The following is a 15,676-nucleotide window of genomic DNA, read 5'->3' on the forward strand; positions in this document are numbered from 1 at the left end:
TTCGCCGCGCGATGCGCGGTGCGTCAGATCACCCCTTCATCGAATCCCAGAAGTTTTTCACCGAAGTAAAGAAACTGTGTGATTCCGGGTTGTTGTCCTCGGCCAGGGATTCGAACTCGCGCAGGAGCTCCTTCTGTTTCGAGGTCAGGTTCACCGGGGTTTCCACCGCCAGTTCGATGAACATGTCGCCCGAGGCGCCGCCGCGCAGGGCTGGCATGCCCTTGCCACGCAGGCGCATCTGGCGACCGGACTGGCTGCCCGAGGGGATCTTGACGCGCGAGCGGCCGCCGTCGATCGTCGGCACCTCGATGTCGCCGCCCAGCGCCGCAACGGTCATCGCCACCGGCACGCGGCAGTGCAGTTCGGCGCCGTCACGTTCAAAGATCTTGTGCGGCTCGACCTCGATAAAGATGTAGAGATCGCCCGGAGGGCCACCGCGCATCCCGGCCTCGCCTTCGCCCGCAAGGCGAATGCGCGTGCCGGTTTCCACGCCCGCGGGGATGTTCACCGACAGGGCACGTTCCTTCTGCACCCGGCCCGCGCCGCCGCAGTTGTTGCAGGGGTTCTTGATGATCTGGCCCAGGCCCGAACAGGTCGGACAGGTCCGTTCCACGGTAAAGAACCCTTGCGTCGCGCGGACCTTGCCCAGGCCCGAACAGGTCGGACAGGTGGTCGGTTCGGCCCCGCCTTCGGCGCCCGATCCGTGGCATTCGTCACACTGGATCGAAGTCGGCACCTTGATGGTCTTCTGCAGCCCGTTATAGGCCTCTTCCAGCGTCACGCGCAGGTTGTAGCGCAGGTCCGCCCCGCGCGCCGCGCGCTGGCGCCCCCCCTGGCGGCCGCCCATGAAATCGCCGAAAAGATCGTCGAAGACGTCGGAAAAGGCGCTGGCGAAATCGGCGTTGCCGCCGCCCATGCCGCCGCCAGGACGCGGGCCGCCGCCCATCCCGCCTTCGAAGGCCGCGTGGCCAAAGCGGTCGTAGGCCGCCTTCTTGTCGGCGTCCTTCAGGACGTCATAGGCCTCGTTGGCCTCCTTGAACTGGGACTCGGCCTCCGGATTGTCGGCGTTGCGGTCCGGGTGCAGCTCCTTGGCCTTCTTGCGGTAGGCTTTCTTGATCTCGTCTGCCGAGGCACCGCGCTCGAGGCCGAGTACGTCGTAATAGTCTCGTTTGGACATTGTCGTCCTCCTCGTTGCGGAACGTCATGGGGCCGGCCCGGTGTCCGGACCGGCCCCAGATTGGTTCCGAGGGCGCTGGCCTCAGGCCCGCTTGTTGTCGTCGAGATCCTCGAAGTCCGCGTCGACGATGTCGTCGTCGCCCGGACCCGCGGCGTCATCGGCGGCCTCGGGGGCATCGCTGCCCTCATCGGCCTGTGCCTTGTAGATCGCCTCGCCCAGCTTCATCGCGGCCTCGGTGACGTTCTGGATGCCGCCTTTCAGCTTGTCCGCGGTGACGTCGTCCTTTTCGAGGTCGTCCTTGAGCGCGGCCACGGCCAGTTCGATCGCCTCGACGGTCGAGGGATCGACCTTGTCGCCATGCTCCTCGATCGACTTCTCGGTCGAGTGGATGAGGCTTTCAGCCTGGTTGCGCGCCTCGACCAGCTCCTTGCGGGCCTTGTCGGCGTCGGCGTTCTCTTCCGCTTCCTTGACCATGCGCTCGATGTCGTCATCCGACAGACCGCCAGATGCCTGGATGGTGATCTTCTGCTCCTTGTTGGTGCCCTTGTCCTTGGCACCGACGGAGACGATGCCGTTGGCATCGATGTCGAAGGTCACCTCGATCTGCGGCATGCCTCGCGGCGCCGGCGGGATTTCCTCGAGGTTGAACTGGCCCAGCATCTTGTTGTCCGCGGCCATTTCACGCTCCCCCTGGAAGACGCGGATCGTCACGGCCGACTGGTTGTCCTCGGCAGTGGAGAAGATCTGCGACTTCTTGGTCGGGATCGTGGTGTTGCGGTCGATCAGGCGGGTAAAGACACCGCCCAGCGTCTCGATGCCGAGCGACAGCGGGGTCACGTCCAGCAGCACGACGTCCTTGACGTCACCCTGCAGAACGCCCGCCTGGATGGCGGCGCCCATCGCGACGACCTCGTCCGGGTTCACGCCCTTGTGCGGCTCCTTGCCGAAGAACTTGGTCACTTCCTCGAACACCTTGGGCATCCGGGTCTGACCGCCGACCAGAACGACCTCGTCGATCTCGTCCTTGGAGATACCGGCATCCTTGAGCGCGGCCTGGCAAGGCTTGATCGAGTTCTTGATCAGGTCACCGACAAGGCTTTCCAGCTTGGCGCGGGTCAGCTTCATCACCATGTGCAACGGCTGACCGTTGGAACCCATCGAGATGAACGGCTGGTTGATCTCGGTCTGGGTGGCCGAGGACAGTTCGATCTTGGCCTTTTCCGCCGCCTCTTTCAGGCGCTGCAGGGCCATCTTGTCCTTGGTCAGGTCGACCTGGTGCTCTTTCTTGAACTCGTCCGCCAGGTAGTTGACGATCCGCATGTCGAAGTCTTCGCCACCCAGGAAGGTGTCACCGTTGGTCGACTTGACCTCGAACAGGCCGTCGTCGATTTCCAGGATGGTCACGTCGAAGGTACCGCCGCCAAGGTCGTAGACCGCGATGGTTTTCGAATCCTTCTTGTCGAGACCGTAGGCCAGCGCGGCGGCCGTCGGCTCGTTGATGATGCGCAGCACTTCGAGACCGGCGATCTTGCCGGCGTCCTTGGTGGCCTGACGCTGGGCGTCGTTGAAGTAGGCCGGGACGGTGATGACCGCCTGGGTCACTTCCTCGCCCAGGTAGGACTCGGCGGTTTCCTTCATCTTCTGAAGGGTGAAGGCCGAGATCTGCGAGGGCGAGAACTTTTCGCCACGGATATCGACCCAAGCGTCGCCGTTGCCGCCGTCCACGATCTTGTACGGAACGATGTCCTTGTCTTTGGTCACTTCCGGATCCGTGACGCGGCGGCCGATCAGGCGCTTGACGGCGAAGACGGTGTTTTCCGGGTTGGTCACGGCCTGGCGCTTGGCGGCCTGACCAACAAGGCGTTCGTCGTCGGTGAAGGCGACGATGGAGGGGGTGGTGCGTGCACCTTCGGCGTTTTCGATCACGCGTGCCTGGGAACCATCCATGATGGCCACGCAGGAGTTGGTGGTGCCGAGGTCGATACCGATCACTTTACCCATGTTTCGATCCCTTTCATTCTCAAGGCGATGTCACGAGGCGACGGACCCGTTACGGCATCCAGCCCCGTATGGTGGTCGCTGGGCACGCTGTAAGGGGCGTGCCCGGCGTTCGGAGGACATATAAGGAGGGGTATGAGGGCCTGCAAGCATCCTGATGACAGCATTTCACGGCTTTCTCGCTAACATCGGTTGGCATCTAGCCTGCATTCCTTGACAACCCCCTTATGACCGACACGATCACGCAAAAAGGCTTTGTCATCCATCCGGGCTTTCTCGACCGCCCGGCGCAGGAGGCCCTGGTGGCCCGGCTGCGCGAGGTTTTGGCGGTGGCGCCGCTCTTCACGCCGCGCACGCGGCGCGGGCCGATGTCGGTGCGGATGAGCGCGGCGGGCACATTTGGCTGGTACAGCGACAGCAGGGGTTATCGCTATGAACGGCGCCACCCGGACGGCATCGACTGGCCGCCGATCCCCGAAGAGGTGCTTGCGATCTGGCGTGGCGTCTCGGGCTGTGCGCGATTGCCGGAATGCTGCCTGATCAACTGGTACGGCGAAGGCGCGCGCATGGGCCTGCACCGGGACGAGGACGAGGCGGATTTCTCCTGCCCGGTGGTTTCCGTCTCATTGGGGGACGACGGGCTGTTCCGCATGGGCAACGTGGACCGCGGTGGCAAGACCTCGTCGATCTGGCTGAAATCCGGGGACGTGGTGGTGATGGGCGGCGACGCGCGGCTGGCTTTCCACGGGGTCGACCGGATCCGCTTTGGTTCATCCACACTGTTGCCGAAGGGCGGGCGGATCAACCTGACCCTGCGGGTGGTGACCTGAGCCTATGCGGCGCGGCCCTATTCCGACAGTTCGCAACAGCCGGAATAGACGTAGCCATCGGGCCCGGTGACGATCAGCGTCGCGTCCAGCCCGAATTCATTGTCGGACATGCCGTTGTCGCAATAGGCCCCGGCCACGACAAGCGCCAGATCGCGGCTGCCGTTCGTCCCTTGCAGGACGTATTTTTCCAGCGGGTTGTAAGCCCTCTGGAACAGTCCAACGGAAAACCTGTCGCCGGTCTCGTAGTTCATTGGTGTCCGGATCGTGGCGTCCTGCCCGGCAAAGACCTCGACATCCCAGAAGGGTTCCGTGCCGCCACATGTCACGCGGCGGACATTGGGCAGATCGCCGTCGGCACGCGGGGACAGATAGCGCAGCGAAGCCCATCCGGGCCCTTCTCCGGCATTCACGAGGCCCCAGTTGCCCTCGGCCCGGACCACCTCGATGCCCCGGGCGTCGAAGGCCAGTTCGCCGACCTTGTCGTGCCCGGCCCCCGGCCCGGCACGCAGGTTCAGCACGTCGTCCGGGGCCACGCCCACGACGTCATGCAGGCGCGGATAGGTATCCTGGGCCGCGGCGGCGCCACCGAGGACCAGCAGAGCAAGCAGAACCCTCAGCATCGCCGCCCCCTGCCTCAGTTCATGTCCAGCGAACAGCAGCCGGTGTAGACCTGCGTTTCATAGCCGCCGATCACCACCGCACCGGAATAGCCGAACTTGTAGTCGGACATGCCGTCGGTGCAGATCTCATGGGTCATGACCAGGGTCACATGTTCGCCCATCTTGGCGCCCAGCAGGGCAAAGGGATGGTCGCGGCTGGCGGCGGTCGTCAGGCCCGAGGCGCTGAACACCTTGTCGTCGTCGTCGGGGCGGGTGAAGGTCAGTTTGTCGTCCTGCACCACGGTCGCGCTCCAGAACGGTTCGGTGCCGAAACACTTGAACTGGTAGCCGGCGGGCAGCTCGGTGCCCTCGAGACGCTCCATCGATTCCAGCGGAACCCAGCCGGACAGTCCCTCGACGTTGACGCGGCCCCAACCGTCGTCTTCCTCGATCACCTCGACCAGCCGCGCGTCATGATCCAGCGCGCCGATCACGGTGCCGTTCTCCGTCGGGCGGGTGCGCATGTTCAGCACGTCGCCGTCATCCAGCCCGGTGACGTTGTAGAGCGCCGGGAAATCCTGCGCCGAAGCTGCCCCTGCGAGGCAGATGAAAATGGCTGCAAATCTATTCATTACTCTCTCGTCCTTATGTCCGCGCCCAGGCCCGGAAGAGCGAGACCGTCAGCGGCGCGCGCTCCACGAGGCCGAGGCGTGTTTGCGGGTGTAGAACTCACCCATGAGACCAATCATTACGAGGATGATACTCAGGTACAAAGCATATTCCCAGTCGGAATTCCGGGGGTTGTAATCCACGAAAGCGTATCCACGCGACTGGTCGATGGTGTGAAACAGGGGATTCCAGTCGAACATCACCAACATGTAGCTGGGCAGCGTATTGGCTACGAACATCTTGCCGCTCGCGATCATGTTGGCGCGCTGGTACACGGTCGAGATGATGCTGACCGGGGTCGGGAACCAGGGTTTCGCCGCCAGGAAGACCAGCCCGATCGCCCCGCCCGAGAACCAGGACAGCAGGATCATCGCCAGGCAACCGATCGGATCGTGGATCTCCTGCATGACCTCGGGGTTGAAGGCCACGTCGTAGACGAAGAGAATCACCATCAGCGACAGGATCTGGATGTAGAGCGTCGAGATCATCGCCGAAACGATGGCGATGGCCGTGTTCATCGGCGCGTGCTGCATCATCGGGCTGGCCGGCCCCTCGGACCCGGCGACGGCACCCAGCGTCTTGGTATGCGTCATGAAGAGAAAGACACCGGTCATGATGTAGACAAGGAAATCGCCGCGCAGCGCCGCGCTGCGCATCCCGAGGATCTGGAACATGAAATAGAACGCCAGGACGAAGATGATCGTCTGCAGCATGTTCATGAAGATCGCGATGAAGGCATTGCCATGCGTCTTGCGCACCGCGCGCACGGAATTGTGGTAGATCAGTTCAAGGATGTAGATGATGGAACCCAGCCGGGAGCGGGGTCTTGAAGCCTGAAACATCTTGCCTGCTCCGGGTGCGCCCTTGCCATCGACCGCACACTTGCCGTTTTTGATTGCGGGCAGCATAAGGCCCGCGAGCTTTCAAATCAATAAATCCGCGTGGGTCCCGCGCGGTCTGGAGCCTTGTCATGAACTATTCAGAACTGACCACCGTGATGCGCCGACTGGCCCTGCAGGCAGGCGAAAAGATCATGGAGATCTACAACTCCGACGATTTCGAGGTCATGGTGAAGTCCGACAACAGCCCCGTCACCGTCGCGGACGAAGCCGCCGACGCGCTGATCTCCGAGGGCCTGCGCGCGGCTTTCCCGAACGTGGCGCTGGTGACCGAGGAACAGGCCGACAGCCACGACATTTCGGCCATGACCTTCTTGATCGTCGATCCGCTGGACGGCACCAAGGAATTCATCAAGCGCCGCGGCGATTTCACCGTGAACATCGCGCTGGTCGAGGATGGCGTGCCGACGCGCGGCGTCGTCTATGCCCCCGCCAAGGGCCGCATGTTCTACACCGACAGCGTCGGAAAATCGGTCGAGGAAACAGGCCCCTTCGACCTGGAAACCACCGGGGAAACAACGCCGATCAGCGTCACCGACCCCGACAATTCCAAGCTGATGGTGGTGGCGTCGAAATCGCACCGCGACCAGGCCACCGACGACTACATCGCCAAGTATGACGTCAAGGACATGACCAGCGCAGGCTCCTCGCTGAAATTCTGCCTTGTCGCCACCGGCGAGGCCGATCTCTACCCGCGCCTGGGCCGCACGATGGAATGGGACACCGCCGCCGGTCATGCCGTCCTGCACGGCGCGGGCGGCCGCGTGGTGCGCTTCGACGATCACACCCCGCTGGCCTATGGCAAGGAAGGTTTCGCCAACCCCTTCTTCATCGCCTACGCTCCGGGGGTGGATCTTAAAGAGGCCTGAGCCAAGGTGACCCCGCCGGTCAGCATCGTCATCGTCAGCCGGGACCGCCCGGCGGCCTTGGCGCGCTGCCTGACCGGCGTGGCGCAACTGGACTACGCCCCCTTCGAGGTGATCGTGGTCACCTGCCCTGCCGGGGCAAAAGTGGTGACCAGCCGCCCCGATGCACCGCAGATCAAGCTGATCTCCTACGACGCGGCGAATATTTCCGCTGCCCGGAATCTGGGCATCGGCGCCGCGAGCGGTGAAATTGTCGCCTTTGTCGATGATGACGCAGTGCCCGAACCGCTCTGGCTGCGGCACCTCGTGGCGCCCTTTTCGGACCCCCGCGTGGCCTGTGCCGGCGGCTATGTGATCGGGCGCAACGGCATCTCGTTTCAGTGGCAGGCCCGCACGGTCGATGTGACCGGCACCGCCCATGACCTGGATCTGCCCGGCGACGCCCCCGTGGTCCCTACCCCGCCCGAAGGCCAGGTCATCAAGACCGAGGGCACCAACATGGCGGTGCGCCGGTCGGTGCTGGCCGAGATGGGCGGCTTTGACCCGGCCTTTCGGTTCTACCTGGACGAAACCGACCTGAACCTGCGCCTTGCCGCCCTGGGACATCTGACCGCGCTGGTGCCACTGGCGCAGGTGCATCACGGCTTTGCCGAAAGTCCCCGCCGCGCCCGCGACCGCAGCCCGCGAGACCTGAGCCAGATCGGCGCCTCGCAGATGGTCTTTCTGCGCAAGCACTGCCCGCAAAAGGCACGCAAACCGGCCTGGAGAGCCTTTGTTCGCGCCCAGCGCCAGCGGCTTTTGCGCTTCATGCAGCGCGGGCCGCTGGACCCGGCAGACGTGATGCGGCTGATGCGGGGGCTGCGCCAAGGCGGCAAGGCGGGTGAGACCCGCGGCTTTGGCGAAACCCCGCCGCTGCCCCCGGCGGATCAGCCCTTCCTGCCCTTTCCCGGCCGCCCGGACGCGCCACGCATCCACCTGTCCGGTCGTCCCTGGCAGGCCAGCCGCCTGCGCTCCGAGGCGGCGAAAGCGGTGGAAAACGGCGCCATCGTCAGCCTGTTCATCTTCTCTCCGACAGCCCGGCGCCACCGCGTCCGCTTTGCCCCCGACGGCGTCTGGCTGCAGTCCGGCGGCCTATTCGGGCAAAGCCTGAGAGAGGGGCGCGCGATCCGTCCGTGGCTCTTTTCTTCTCGCCTCTCGTCCGAGATTGTGCGAGTGCAGAAACTGCGAGGTTAATACGCCATCGTGGGTCCGAAGGGCCCTTCATGACATATTGGGAACACAACTTTACCAAGGTTTTTGCCCTGCCTTAGGATATTCAGGCCGCAAGGCCAGGCCCCTACCGGCCCGAAGGCAAGGACATATGGAGACTGTAATGAACACGAAAGTCACCAAGGCGATCTTTCCCGTGGCAGGGCTTGGCACCCGTTTCCTCCCGGCCACCAAATCCGTTCCGAAGGAAATCATGACACTGGTGGACCGGCCCCTGGTCCAATACGCCATCGACGAGGCGCGCGCCGCCGGGATCGAGGAATTCATTTTTGTCACCTCGCGCGGCAAAGGCGCGCTCGAGGATTATTTCGACGTCGCCCCGCAGCTGGAAGAAGAGCTGCGTCGCAAGGGCAAGGACGCTCTGCTGGACATCCTGCTGTCGACCAACATGGACTCGGGCGAGATCGCCTATATCCGCCAGCACAAGGCGCTTGGCCTGGGACACGCCATCTGGTGCGCACGCCGGCTGGTCGGGAACGAGCCCTTTGCCGTCATGCTGCCCGACGACGTGATCGCCGCCGACAAGCCCTGCCTGCAGCAGATGGTCGAGGCCTACCAGGACACCGGCGGCTGCATGGTCGCCGCGATGGAAGTGCCGCGCGACAAGGTCAGCGCCTACGGCGTGCTCGACTGTTCCGAGGATATGGGCCACATGGTCAAGGTGCGGGGCATGGTCGAGAAACCCAAGGCCGAAGACGCGCCGTCGAACCTGGCTGTGATCGGGCGCTACATCCTGTCCCCCGACGTGTTCAAGCACCTGGAAAACCCGGAAACCGGCGCCGGCGGAGAGATCCAGCTGACCGATGCCATCGCCAAGGAAATCGACGCCAGCGGCGTCTACGGTTACCGCTTCAACGGTCAACGCTTCGACTGCGGCTCGAAGGCCGGCTTCCTGCAGGCGACCGTGGCCTTTGGCCTGGCGCGCGACGATCTCAAGGATGACCTGGGCGCCTATCTCGACGAACTGGCGGTGACCCGCAAGGCAGCGGAATAACCCCGTGACGCAGGTACTGGTGACAGGCGGGGCGGGCTATATCGGCAGCCACGCCTGCAAGGCATTGAGAGCGGCGGGTTACACGCCCGTCACCTACGACAACCTCGTGACCGGCTGGAAGGATGCGGTGAAATTCGGCCCCTTCGAAAAGGGCAGCCTGTCCGACCGCGCCCGCCTGGACGAGGTTTTCGCCAAGTGGCAGCCCATCGCCGTCATGCATTTCGCCGCCCTGAGCCAGGTCGGCGAAGCGATGGCCAAGCCCGGCCTTTACTGGCGCAACAACGTCGAAGGCTCGCTGACCCTGATCGAGGCCGCCTGCGCCGCGGGCTGCCTGGATTTCGTCTTTTCCTCGACCTGCGCCACCTACGGCGAGCATGACAATGTCGTTCTGGACGAAAACACCCCGCAAGAGCCGCTGAACGCCTATGGCGCGTCGAAACGCGCGGTGGAAAACATCCTGCGGGATTTCGAGGCGTCGCACGGGCTGAAATCGGTGATCTTCCGCTATTTCAACGTGGCGGGCGCCGACCCCGAAGGCGAGGTGGGCGAGCATCACCGCCCAGAGACGCACCTGATCCCGGTCATGCTGGAGGCGGTGGACGGCAAGCGCCCCGGCCTGACCGTGCATGGCACGGACTACGACACGCCGGACGGCACCTGCATCCGCGACTACGTCCATGTCATGGACCTGGTCGAGGCGCATGTGCTGGGCCTGCGCTGGCTGCGCGACGGCAAAGGCAGCCGCATCTTCAACCTTGGCACTGGGCGCGGCTTTTCCGTGCGCGAGGTGATCGAGGCGGCGGGTCAGGTGACGAACCTGCCCGTGCCCTGCACCGACGGGCCACGCCGCGCGGGCGATGCCACAAAACTGGTCTCGGGCTCGACTCGCGCCAGCGAGGACCTGGGATGGGAGCCGTACCGTTCGACCATGCCGCAGATGATCGCCGACGCCTGGCGCTGGCACAAAGATGGCCATTACTCCGCGTGACCGCCTGCTGGACCTGACCCGGCTGGTCAGCCGGGCGGGCCGCCCCATGACCGGCGTAGACCGAGTCGAATTCGCCTATCTCACTCACCTGTTGCAGCATGGCCGCCTCTGGGGTCTGGTGCGCTCATCGCTGGGCTACGTGCTGCTGGATGCCACAGGCTGTGCCGCCCTGCGCGACCGGATCGCGGCGGGCAACTGGGGCGAGGCCGACCGCCTGTCACGGATCAAGCGCGGGCTGGACCCGATGCGCGCGCGGGCGGAATCGGACCTGCGCCGGATCTGCGTGGCACGCTGCCTTCCGCTGCGCCTGTCCGCCATGCTGCGCCGCCACCTGCCGCGCGGCCTCACCTATGTGAACACCGGCCACACCAACCTGACGGATCGTGTCCTGTCGGCGCTGCGGGGCATCGACGCTCGGGTGACCGTGTTCATCCATGACACCATCCCGCTGGACGTGCCGCAGTACCAGCGCCCCGGCACGGTCGGCCGCTTTCGCCATTTCCTGAACCGCGCCGCGCGGGCCGATCTGCTGGTCTGCAACTCGCGCCAGACAGAGCGTGACTTGGCCCGGCACCTCGCCGCGCAACGCCTGCCGCAGACGATCTCGGCCCCGCTGGGGCTGGATCTGACGGAGCCGGCGCAGGCACCTGATGGTCCCTGGACCGCGCCCTATTTCGTCACCCTCGGCACCATCGAGCCGCGCAAGAACCACGCCCTGCTGCTGGACCTCTGGGACGACATCCCCGACGCCCACCTGCTGATCTGCGGCAGCCGGGGTTGGGAAAACCATGCGGTCTTTGAACGCCTCGACGCCCATCCGCCCCGTGTGCACGAACTGCCCGGGCTGGATGACGGGCAGGTGGCCGCGCTGCTGGCAGGCAGCGCCGGGATGCTCTTTCCCAGCTTTGCCGAAGGCTATGGTCTGCCCCCGGTCGAGGCGGCGGCGCTAGGCGCACCGTTGCTGCTGAACAACCTCCCGATCTACAGGGAGGTTCTGGGCGACATTCCCGTTTACGCAGATGTTGCGGACACGTATCTTTGGCGCAAAGAGATAAGCCGGATGGCAGCGGATCATCGGGCAGGACGGACCCGCGCGGAACAGGCACCGCGCTTTGCGCCCCCGACCTGGGAGGCGCATTTCAAAACGGTCTTAACCCTGACCTGATAGCAGCCCGAGACAGGGCGCCTGTCCGGCGCGGTTGAAGAGGCACGCATTTTGAGCGCATTGCAGGCATACCGGCTGAGGCTGCAGCGGAAACGCTGGCGTATCCGCGCCTTCCGCAAGCGCCGTGAACTGCGCCCAGTTTCCAATCGTACCGACCAGATCCGGCTCTCGGACATCCTGCTGTTCTCGACCCAGCGGAACGAGGGTATCCGCCTGCCCTATTTCCTGCGCTACTACCGCGAGATGGGGGTGAGCCATTTCTTTTTCGTCGACAACGACAGCACCGATGGCTCTGCGGATTACCTCGCCGAACAGCCCGATGTCTCTGTCTGGACCACGCGGGCCAGCTACAAGCGCGCCCGTTTCGGCATGGACTGGCTCAACTGGCTTCTGCTCAAACACGCGCACGGACACTGGGCGCTGACTGTCGACCCGGATGAGTTCTTTCTCTACCCGTTCTGCGACACGCGCCCCTTACGCGCGCTGACCGACTGGCTGGATGCCTCCTCGATCAAGTCGTTCTCGGCCATGTTGCTGGACATGTACCCCAAGGGGCGCCTCGACCTGCAGCCCTACCAGTCCGGGCAGGACCCGATGGAAATCGCCAACTGGTTTGACGCCGGCAATTACGCGATCAGCAAGAATCCGAAATTCGGCAATCTCTGGATACAGGGCGGGCCCCGGGCGCGGATGTTCTTTGCCGACAAGCCCGCGCTGGCCCCCGCGCTGAACAAGATCCCGCTGGTGAAATGGGACCGGCGCTATGCCTATGTCTCTTCCACCCACAACCTGTTGCCGCGCGGGTTGAACCAGGTCTACGACGAATGGGGCGGGGAAAAGGCCAGTGGCATCCTGCTGCACACCAAATTCTTGTCCACCTTCGGCGCCAAGGCCGAAGAGGAACTGACACGCGGCCAGCATTACGGCGCCAGCCGCGAGTACATCGCCTATGCCGAAGGGGTGCGGGACAATCCGGACCTCTGGTGCAAGTGGTCGGAACGCTACATCAACTGGCGCCAGCTTGAGATCCTCGGCCTCATGTCCAAGGGCAACTGGGCATGAGCGTCGGTGTCGCCATGCTGGTCCACACCGCCTTTGACCGGGCCGAGCAGGTGGCGCGGCACTGGGCGGCGGGCGGCTGCCCGGTGGTGATCCACGTCGATGCCAAGGTCGACAAACAGGTGTTCGAGGCATTCCGCAAGGCGCTGGCAGATCGGCCCGACGTGCGGTTCTGCAAACGCCACCGCTGTGAATGGGGCACCTGGGGCCTTGTCGCCGCCAGCCAGGACGCCGCCCAGCTGATGCTGGACAGCTTTCCCGAGGTCCGGCACGTCTACCTCTCGTCCGGGTCCTGCCTGCCGCTGCGTCCGGTGGCAGAATTGCAGGCCTACCTGGCCGACCGCCCGCGCACCGATTTCATCGAGAGCGCCACAACCGCGGATGTGCCCTGGACGGTCGGCGGGCTGGACCACGAGCGTTTTACCCTGCAATTCCCGTTTTCCTGGCGCAACAACCGCTATCTCTTTGACAAGTTCGTCGATCTGCAGCGGGCCACGGGCTATGCCCGCCGCATCCCAGAGGGGCTGGTGCCGCATATGGGCAGCCAGTGGTGGTGCCTGACCCGCCAGACCCTGACCGCCATCCTGCAGGACCCGCAGCGCCCCCGTCATGACCGCTATTTCCGCCGTGTCTGGATTCCGGACGAAAGCTATTTCCAGACGCTGGCACGGCTCTATTCCACCCAGATCGAAAGCCGCTCGTTGACCCTGTCCAAGTTCGATTTCCAGGGCAAGCCGCACATCTTCTACGACGACCACCTGCAGCTATTGCGGCGGTCGGACTGTTTCGTCGCGCGCAAGATCTGGCCCCACGCGGACCGCCTGTACCAGGCGTTCCTGACCCACCCGAACAGCGACCAGCAGCGGCAGGAACCGAACCCGGGCAAAATCGACCGCATCTTTGCCAAGGCGGTCGATCGGCGGACCCGGGGCCGCCCCGGTCTCTACATGCAAAGCCGGTTCCCGAACCGGGGCTGGGAGAACGGCGTGACTGCCGGGAAATACTCGGTCTTCCAGGGATTTTCGGACCTGTTCCAAGGGTTCGAGACCTGGTTGACCAAGGCCACCGGCGCGCAGGTGCACGGCCATCTTTTCGCGCCGGAACGGGCGGAATTCGCCGGCGGGGAAACCGTCATCGCTGGGGCCCTGTCGGACAATGCGAAACTGCGGGATGCCAACCCCAAGGCCTTTCTAACCAACCTGCTGTGGAACACGCGCGGCGAACGCCAGTGTTTTCAGTACGGGCCCCGCGACACCCCCAAGATCCTCTGGCACATGGCGCGTGACCCTAATGCCCAGATCAGCGTCATCTCGGGCGCCTGGGCGGTGCCGCTGTTCCAGTCCGGCGGCGATTTCGCCGAAATTCGGGCCGAGGCCGCGCGCCTGCAAAGGATCGAGGCAAAGATGCTGGACCAGTTGCGCCAGCCGGACGTCAAGGCCCGCATCCGCACATGGACGATGGCCGATTTCATCGAGGCCCCGATGGAGCCGCTGCAGACGCTGATCGACGAGATCGGGCAAAAGAACAACCGCCGCCTGGCCGAGGCCCCCCGCCTGGTCGAACTCAATGGCTTTGGCCAGTTCCTGCAAGACCTCAAGAACCAGGGGATGCACCCCTATCTCATGGGCGATTTTCCGGTTGATCCGCTGCCCCGCGCGCATCCCGGCAAGGCCCGCAAACCCTATCTCGTCCGGAAATGATGCCCAATGTCCCAGCGTTTCGACTGTTTCGTGATCTTCGCCGAGATGCGGACAGGGTCGAATTTCCTAGAGGCGAACCTGAATGCCTTTGACGGGCTGACCTGCCACGGAGAGGCCTTCAACCCGCATTTCATCGGCTATCCGAACGCGCAGGACATCCTGGACATCACGCAAGAGGACCGCGACCGCGATCCCCTTGGCCTGGTCGACCGTATCCGCACCGGCAGCGACGGACTGGGCGGCTTTCGCTATTTCCACGATCACGACCCCCGCGTGCTGGAGCCGCTGCTGACTGATCCGCGCGTGGCCAAGATCGTGCTGACGCGCAACCCCGCCGACAGCTACATCTCCAAGAAGATCGCCCAGGCGACCGGCCAATGGAAACTGACCAACGTCAAGAAACGCAAGGATGCCCTGGCGCATTTCGACGCCGAGGAGTTCGAGGCCCACCTGGCCGAGTTGCAGGATTTCCAGGTCAGGCTGCTGAATGTTCTGCAGACCACCGGGCAGACGGCCTTCTACGTCGCCTACGAGGATCTGCAGGACGTCGCCGTCATGAACGGGCTGGCGCAATGGTTGGGGGTGGCGGCGCGGCTGGACAGCCTCAACACCGCGCTGAAACGGCAGAACCCGCAACCCACCGCCGAGAAGGTCCAGAACTACGAGGAGATGGCCGACAGCCTGGCCCGGCTCGACCGTTTCAACCTGGCCCGGACGCCCAATTTCGAACCAAGGCGCGGGCCGGTTGTCCCCAGCTATGTCGCCGCCGCCGAGACGCCGCTGCTGTACATGCCGATCCGCTCCGGTCCGGAACGCGCGGTCAAGGACTGGCTGGCGGCGCTGGACGGCGTCGGCACGGGCAAACTGGTGGAGAAGTTCAACCAGGGCTCCTTGCGGGCCTGGAAACGAGACCGCCCGGGCCACCGCAGTTTTAGCGTGATCCGGCATCCGCTGGCACGCGCGCACGACGCCTTTTGCTCCAGGATCCTGACCACGGAAAAAGGCGGGTTCCAGGGCATCCGCAAGGTGCTGCGCCGGGCGCACAACTTTCCCATCCCCGAGGGGGAGCCGGGGCCGGACTATGACGTGAACGCCCACCGCGAGGCCTTCACCGCCTGGCTGGCCTGGGTCAAGGCCAATCTCAACGGTCAGACGGCAGTGCGGGTGGACGGCCATTGGGCCACGCAGGCGCAATGCCTGCAGGGCATGGCCGAGTTCACCCTGCCCGACATGATCGTGCGCGAGGACGAGATGCAGGCCTACCTGCCCGCGCTTGCCCTGCAGGTGGGCCACGACAACCCGCCCGACCCGCAGCAAGTACCCAACCGCGCGCCCTTTTCCCTGGCCCAGATTTACGACGACCAGATCGAGGCACTGGGCCGCGAGGCTTACCAGCGCGACTATACCATGTTCGGCTTCGACGACTGGGCGTGAAGGGGGCGCTGCCCCCTCGGCCTTCGGCC

Annotated in this window: 14 protein-coding genes; 9 read left to right on the top strand and 5 right to left on the bottom strand. The window is 64.5% G+C overall.

Annotated features, from left to right (window positions below; all coding sequences use genetic code 11):
* Positions 1-28 precede the first annotated feature (28 nt).
* Positions 29-1,177: a molecular chaperone DnaJ gene (gene dnaJ / locus PVW46_RS08465; protein ID WP_043140501.1), complete on the bottom strand. Its 1,149-nt coding sequence runs from the start codon at positions 1,175-1,177 to the stop codon at positions 29-31.
* Positions 1,178-1,258: 81 nt separating this feature from the next.
* A complete protein-coding gene (dnaK, locus tag PVW46_RS08470; protein WP_043140498.1) occupies positions 1,259-3,178 on the bottom strand; it encodes a molecular chaperone DnaK in 1,920 nt (639 codons plus the stop codon).
* Between the two features lie 224 nt (positions 3,179-3,402).
* Here dnaK and PVW46_RS08475 point away from each other — a divergent pair, with 224 nt between their 5' ends.
* Positions 3,403-4,005 (top strand): alpha-ketoglutarate-dependent dioxygenase AlkB family protein, encoded by a 603-nt coding sequence (locus tag PVW46_RS08475; RefSeq protein ID WP_069210528.1) that lies wholly within the window; start codon positions 3,403-3,405, stop codon positions 4,003-4,005.
* A 17-nt stretch (positions 4,006-4,022) separates the two neighbouring features.
* On the opposite strand, the gene PVW46_RS08480 is transcribed toward PVW46_RS08475, so the two are convergent.
* The 3 genes from PVW46_RS08480 to PVW46_RS08490 are packed head-to-tail and all read right to left on the bottom strand — an operon-like array spanning position 4,023 to position 6,115.
* The gene (locus PVW46_RS08480; protein WP_069210527.1) at positions 4,023-4,625 is read right to left on the bottom strand and encodes a hypothetical protein; all 603 of its coding nucleotides are present in this window, start codon (positions 4,623-4,625) and stop codon (positions 4,023-4,025) included.
* Positions 4,626-4,639: 14 nt separating this feature from the next.
* Positions 4,640-5,236, bottom strand: a complete 597-nt coding sequence (locus PVW46_RS08485; protein WP_043140491.1) for a COG3650 family protein — start codon at positions 5,234-5,236, stop codon at positions 4,640-4,642.
* Positions 5,237-5,284: 48 nt separating this feature from the next.
* Positions 5,285-6,115: an ABC transporter permease gene (locus PVW46_RS08490; RefSeq protein ID WP_069210602.1), complete on the bottom strand. Its 831-nt coding sequence runs from the start codon at positions 6,113-6,115 to the stop codon at positions 5,285-5,287.
* A 128-nt stretch (positions 6,116-6,243) separates the two neighbouring features.
* Between PVW46_RS08490 and cysQ the strand changes: the two genes are divergently transcribed.
* From cysQ to PVW46_RS08530, 8 genes are all read left to right on the top strand, one after another.
* The gene (cysQ, locus tag PVW46_RS08495; RefSeq protein WP_069210526.1) at positions 6,244-7,041 is read left to right on the top strand and encodes a 3'(2'),5'-bisphosphate nucleotidase CysQ; all 798 of its coding nucleotides are present in this window, start codon (positions 6,244-6,246) and stop codon (positions 7,039-7,041) included.
* A gap of 6 nt (positions 7,042-7,047) precedes the next feature.
* Positions 7,048-8,271 (top strand): glycosyltransferase family 2 protein, encoded by a 1,224-nt coding sequence (locus PVW46_RS08500; protein ID WP_069210525.1) that lies wholly within the window; start codon positions 7,048-7,050, stop codon positions 8,269-8,271.
* A 139-nt stretch (positions 8,272-8,410) separates the two neighbouring features.
* The gene (gene galU / locus PVW46_RS08505; RefSeq protein ID WP_043140486.1) at positions 8,411-9,301 is read left to right on the top strand and encodes a UTP--glucose-1-phosphate uridylyltransferase GalU; all 891 of its coding nucleotides are present in this window, start codon (positions 8,411-8,413) and stop codon (positions 9,299-9,301) included.
* A 4-nt stretch (positions 9,302-9,305) separates the two neighbouring features.
* Positions 9,306-10,289: a UDP-glucose 4-epimerase GalE gene (gene galE, locus PVW46_RS08510; protein ID WP_069210524.1), complete on the top strand. Its 984-nt coding sequence runs from the start codon at positions 9,306-9,308 to the stop codon at positions 10,287-10,289.
* Positions 10,270-11,454, top strand: a complete 1,185-nt coding sequence (locus PVW46_RS08515) for a glycosyltransferase (protein WP_069210523.1) — start codon at positions 10,270-10,272, stop codon at positions 11,452-11,454. Before galE ends, PVW46_RS08515 begins: the two co-directional genes overlap by 20 nt.
* 75 nt (positions 11,455-11,529) lie before the next feature.
* A complete protein-coding gene (locus PVW46_RS08520) occupies positions 11,530-12,516 on the top strand; it encodes a glycosyltransferase family 2 protein (protein WP_274575598.1) in 987 nt (328 codons plus the stop codon).
* On the top strand, positions 12,513-14,213 hold the full coding sequence (locus PVW46_RS08525) for a DUF5927 domain-containing protein (protein ID WP_069210521.1): 1,701 nt from the start codon (positions 12,513-12,515) through the stop codon (positions 14,211-14,213). Before PVW46_RS08520 ends, PVW46_RS08525 begins: the two co-directional genes overlap by 4 nt.
* 6 nt (positions 14,214-14,219) lie before the next feature.
* On the top strand, positions 14,220-15,647 hold the full coding sequence (locus tag PVW46_RS08530; protein ID WP_069210520.1) for a nodulation protein NodH: 1,428 nt from the start codon (positions 14,220-14,222) through the stop codon (positions 15,645-15,647).
* Positions 15,648-15,676: the final 29 nt, after the last annotated feature.

The organism is Mameliella sp. AT18, assembly GCF_028807275.1.
In the GTDB taxonomy this organism is placed as follows: Bacteria; Pseudomonadota; Alphaproteobacteria; order Rhodobacterales; family Rhodobacteraceae; genus Antarctobacter; species Antarctobacter albus.

Excerpts from the sequence above, each read along its gene's own strand:
- dnaJ (WP_043140501.1), bottom strand. The coding sequence starts at position 1,177 with ATGTCCAAACGAGACTATTACGACGTACTCGGCCTCGAGCGCGGTGCC.
- dnaK (WP_043140498.1), bottom strand. The coding sequence starts at position 3,178 with ATGGGTAAAGTGATCGGTATCGACCTCGGCACCACCAACTCCTGCGTG.
- PVW46_RS08475 (WP_069210528.1), top strand. The coding sequence starts at position 3,403 with ATGACCGACACGATCACGCAAAAAGGCTTTGTCATCCATCCGGGCTTT.
- PVW46_RS08480 (WP_069210527.1), bottom strand. The coding sequence starts at position 4,625 with ATGCTGAGGGTTCTGCTTGCTCTGCTGGTCCTCGGTGGCGCCGCCGCG.
- PVW46_RS08485 (WP_043140491.1), bottom strand. The coding sequence starts at position 5,236 with ATGAATAGATTTGCAGCCATTTTCATCTGCCTCGCAGGGGCAGCTTCG.
- PVW46_RS08490 (WP_069210602.1), bottom strand. The coding sequence starts at position 6,115 with ATGTTTCAGGCTTCAAGACCCCGCTCCCGGCTGGGTTCCATCATCTAC.
- cysQ (WP_069210526.1), top strand. The coding sequence starts at position 6,244 with ATGAACTATTCAGAACTGACCACCGTGATGCGCCGACTGGCCCTGCAG.
- galU (WP_043140486.1), top strand. The coding sequence starts at position 8,411 with ATGAACACGAAAGTCACCAAGGCGATCTTTCCCGTGGCAGGGCTTGGC.
- PVW46_RS08515 (WP_069210523.1), top strand. The coding sequence starts at position 10,270 with ATGGCCATTACTCCGCGTGACCGCCTGCTGGACCTGACCCGGCTGGTC.
- PVW46_RS08525 (WP_069210521.1), top strand. The coding sequence starts at position 12,513 with ATGAGCGTCGGTGTCGCCATGCTGGTCCACACCGCCTTTGACCGGGCC.
- PVW46_RS08530 (WP_069210520.1), top strand. The coding sequence starts at position 14,220 with ATGTCCCAGCGTTTCGACTGTTTCGTGATCTTCGCCGAGATGCGGACA.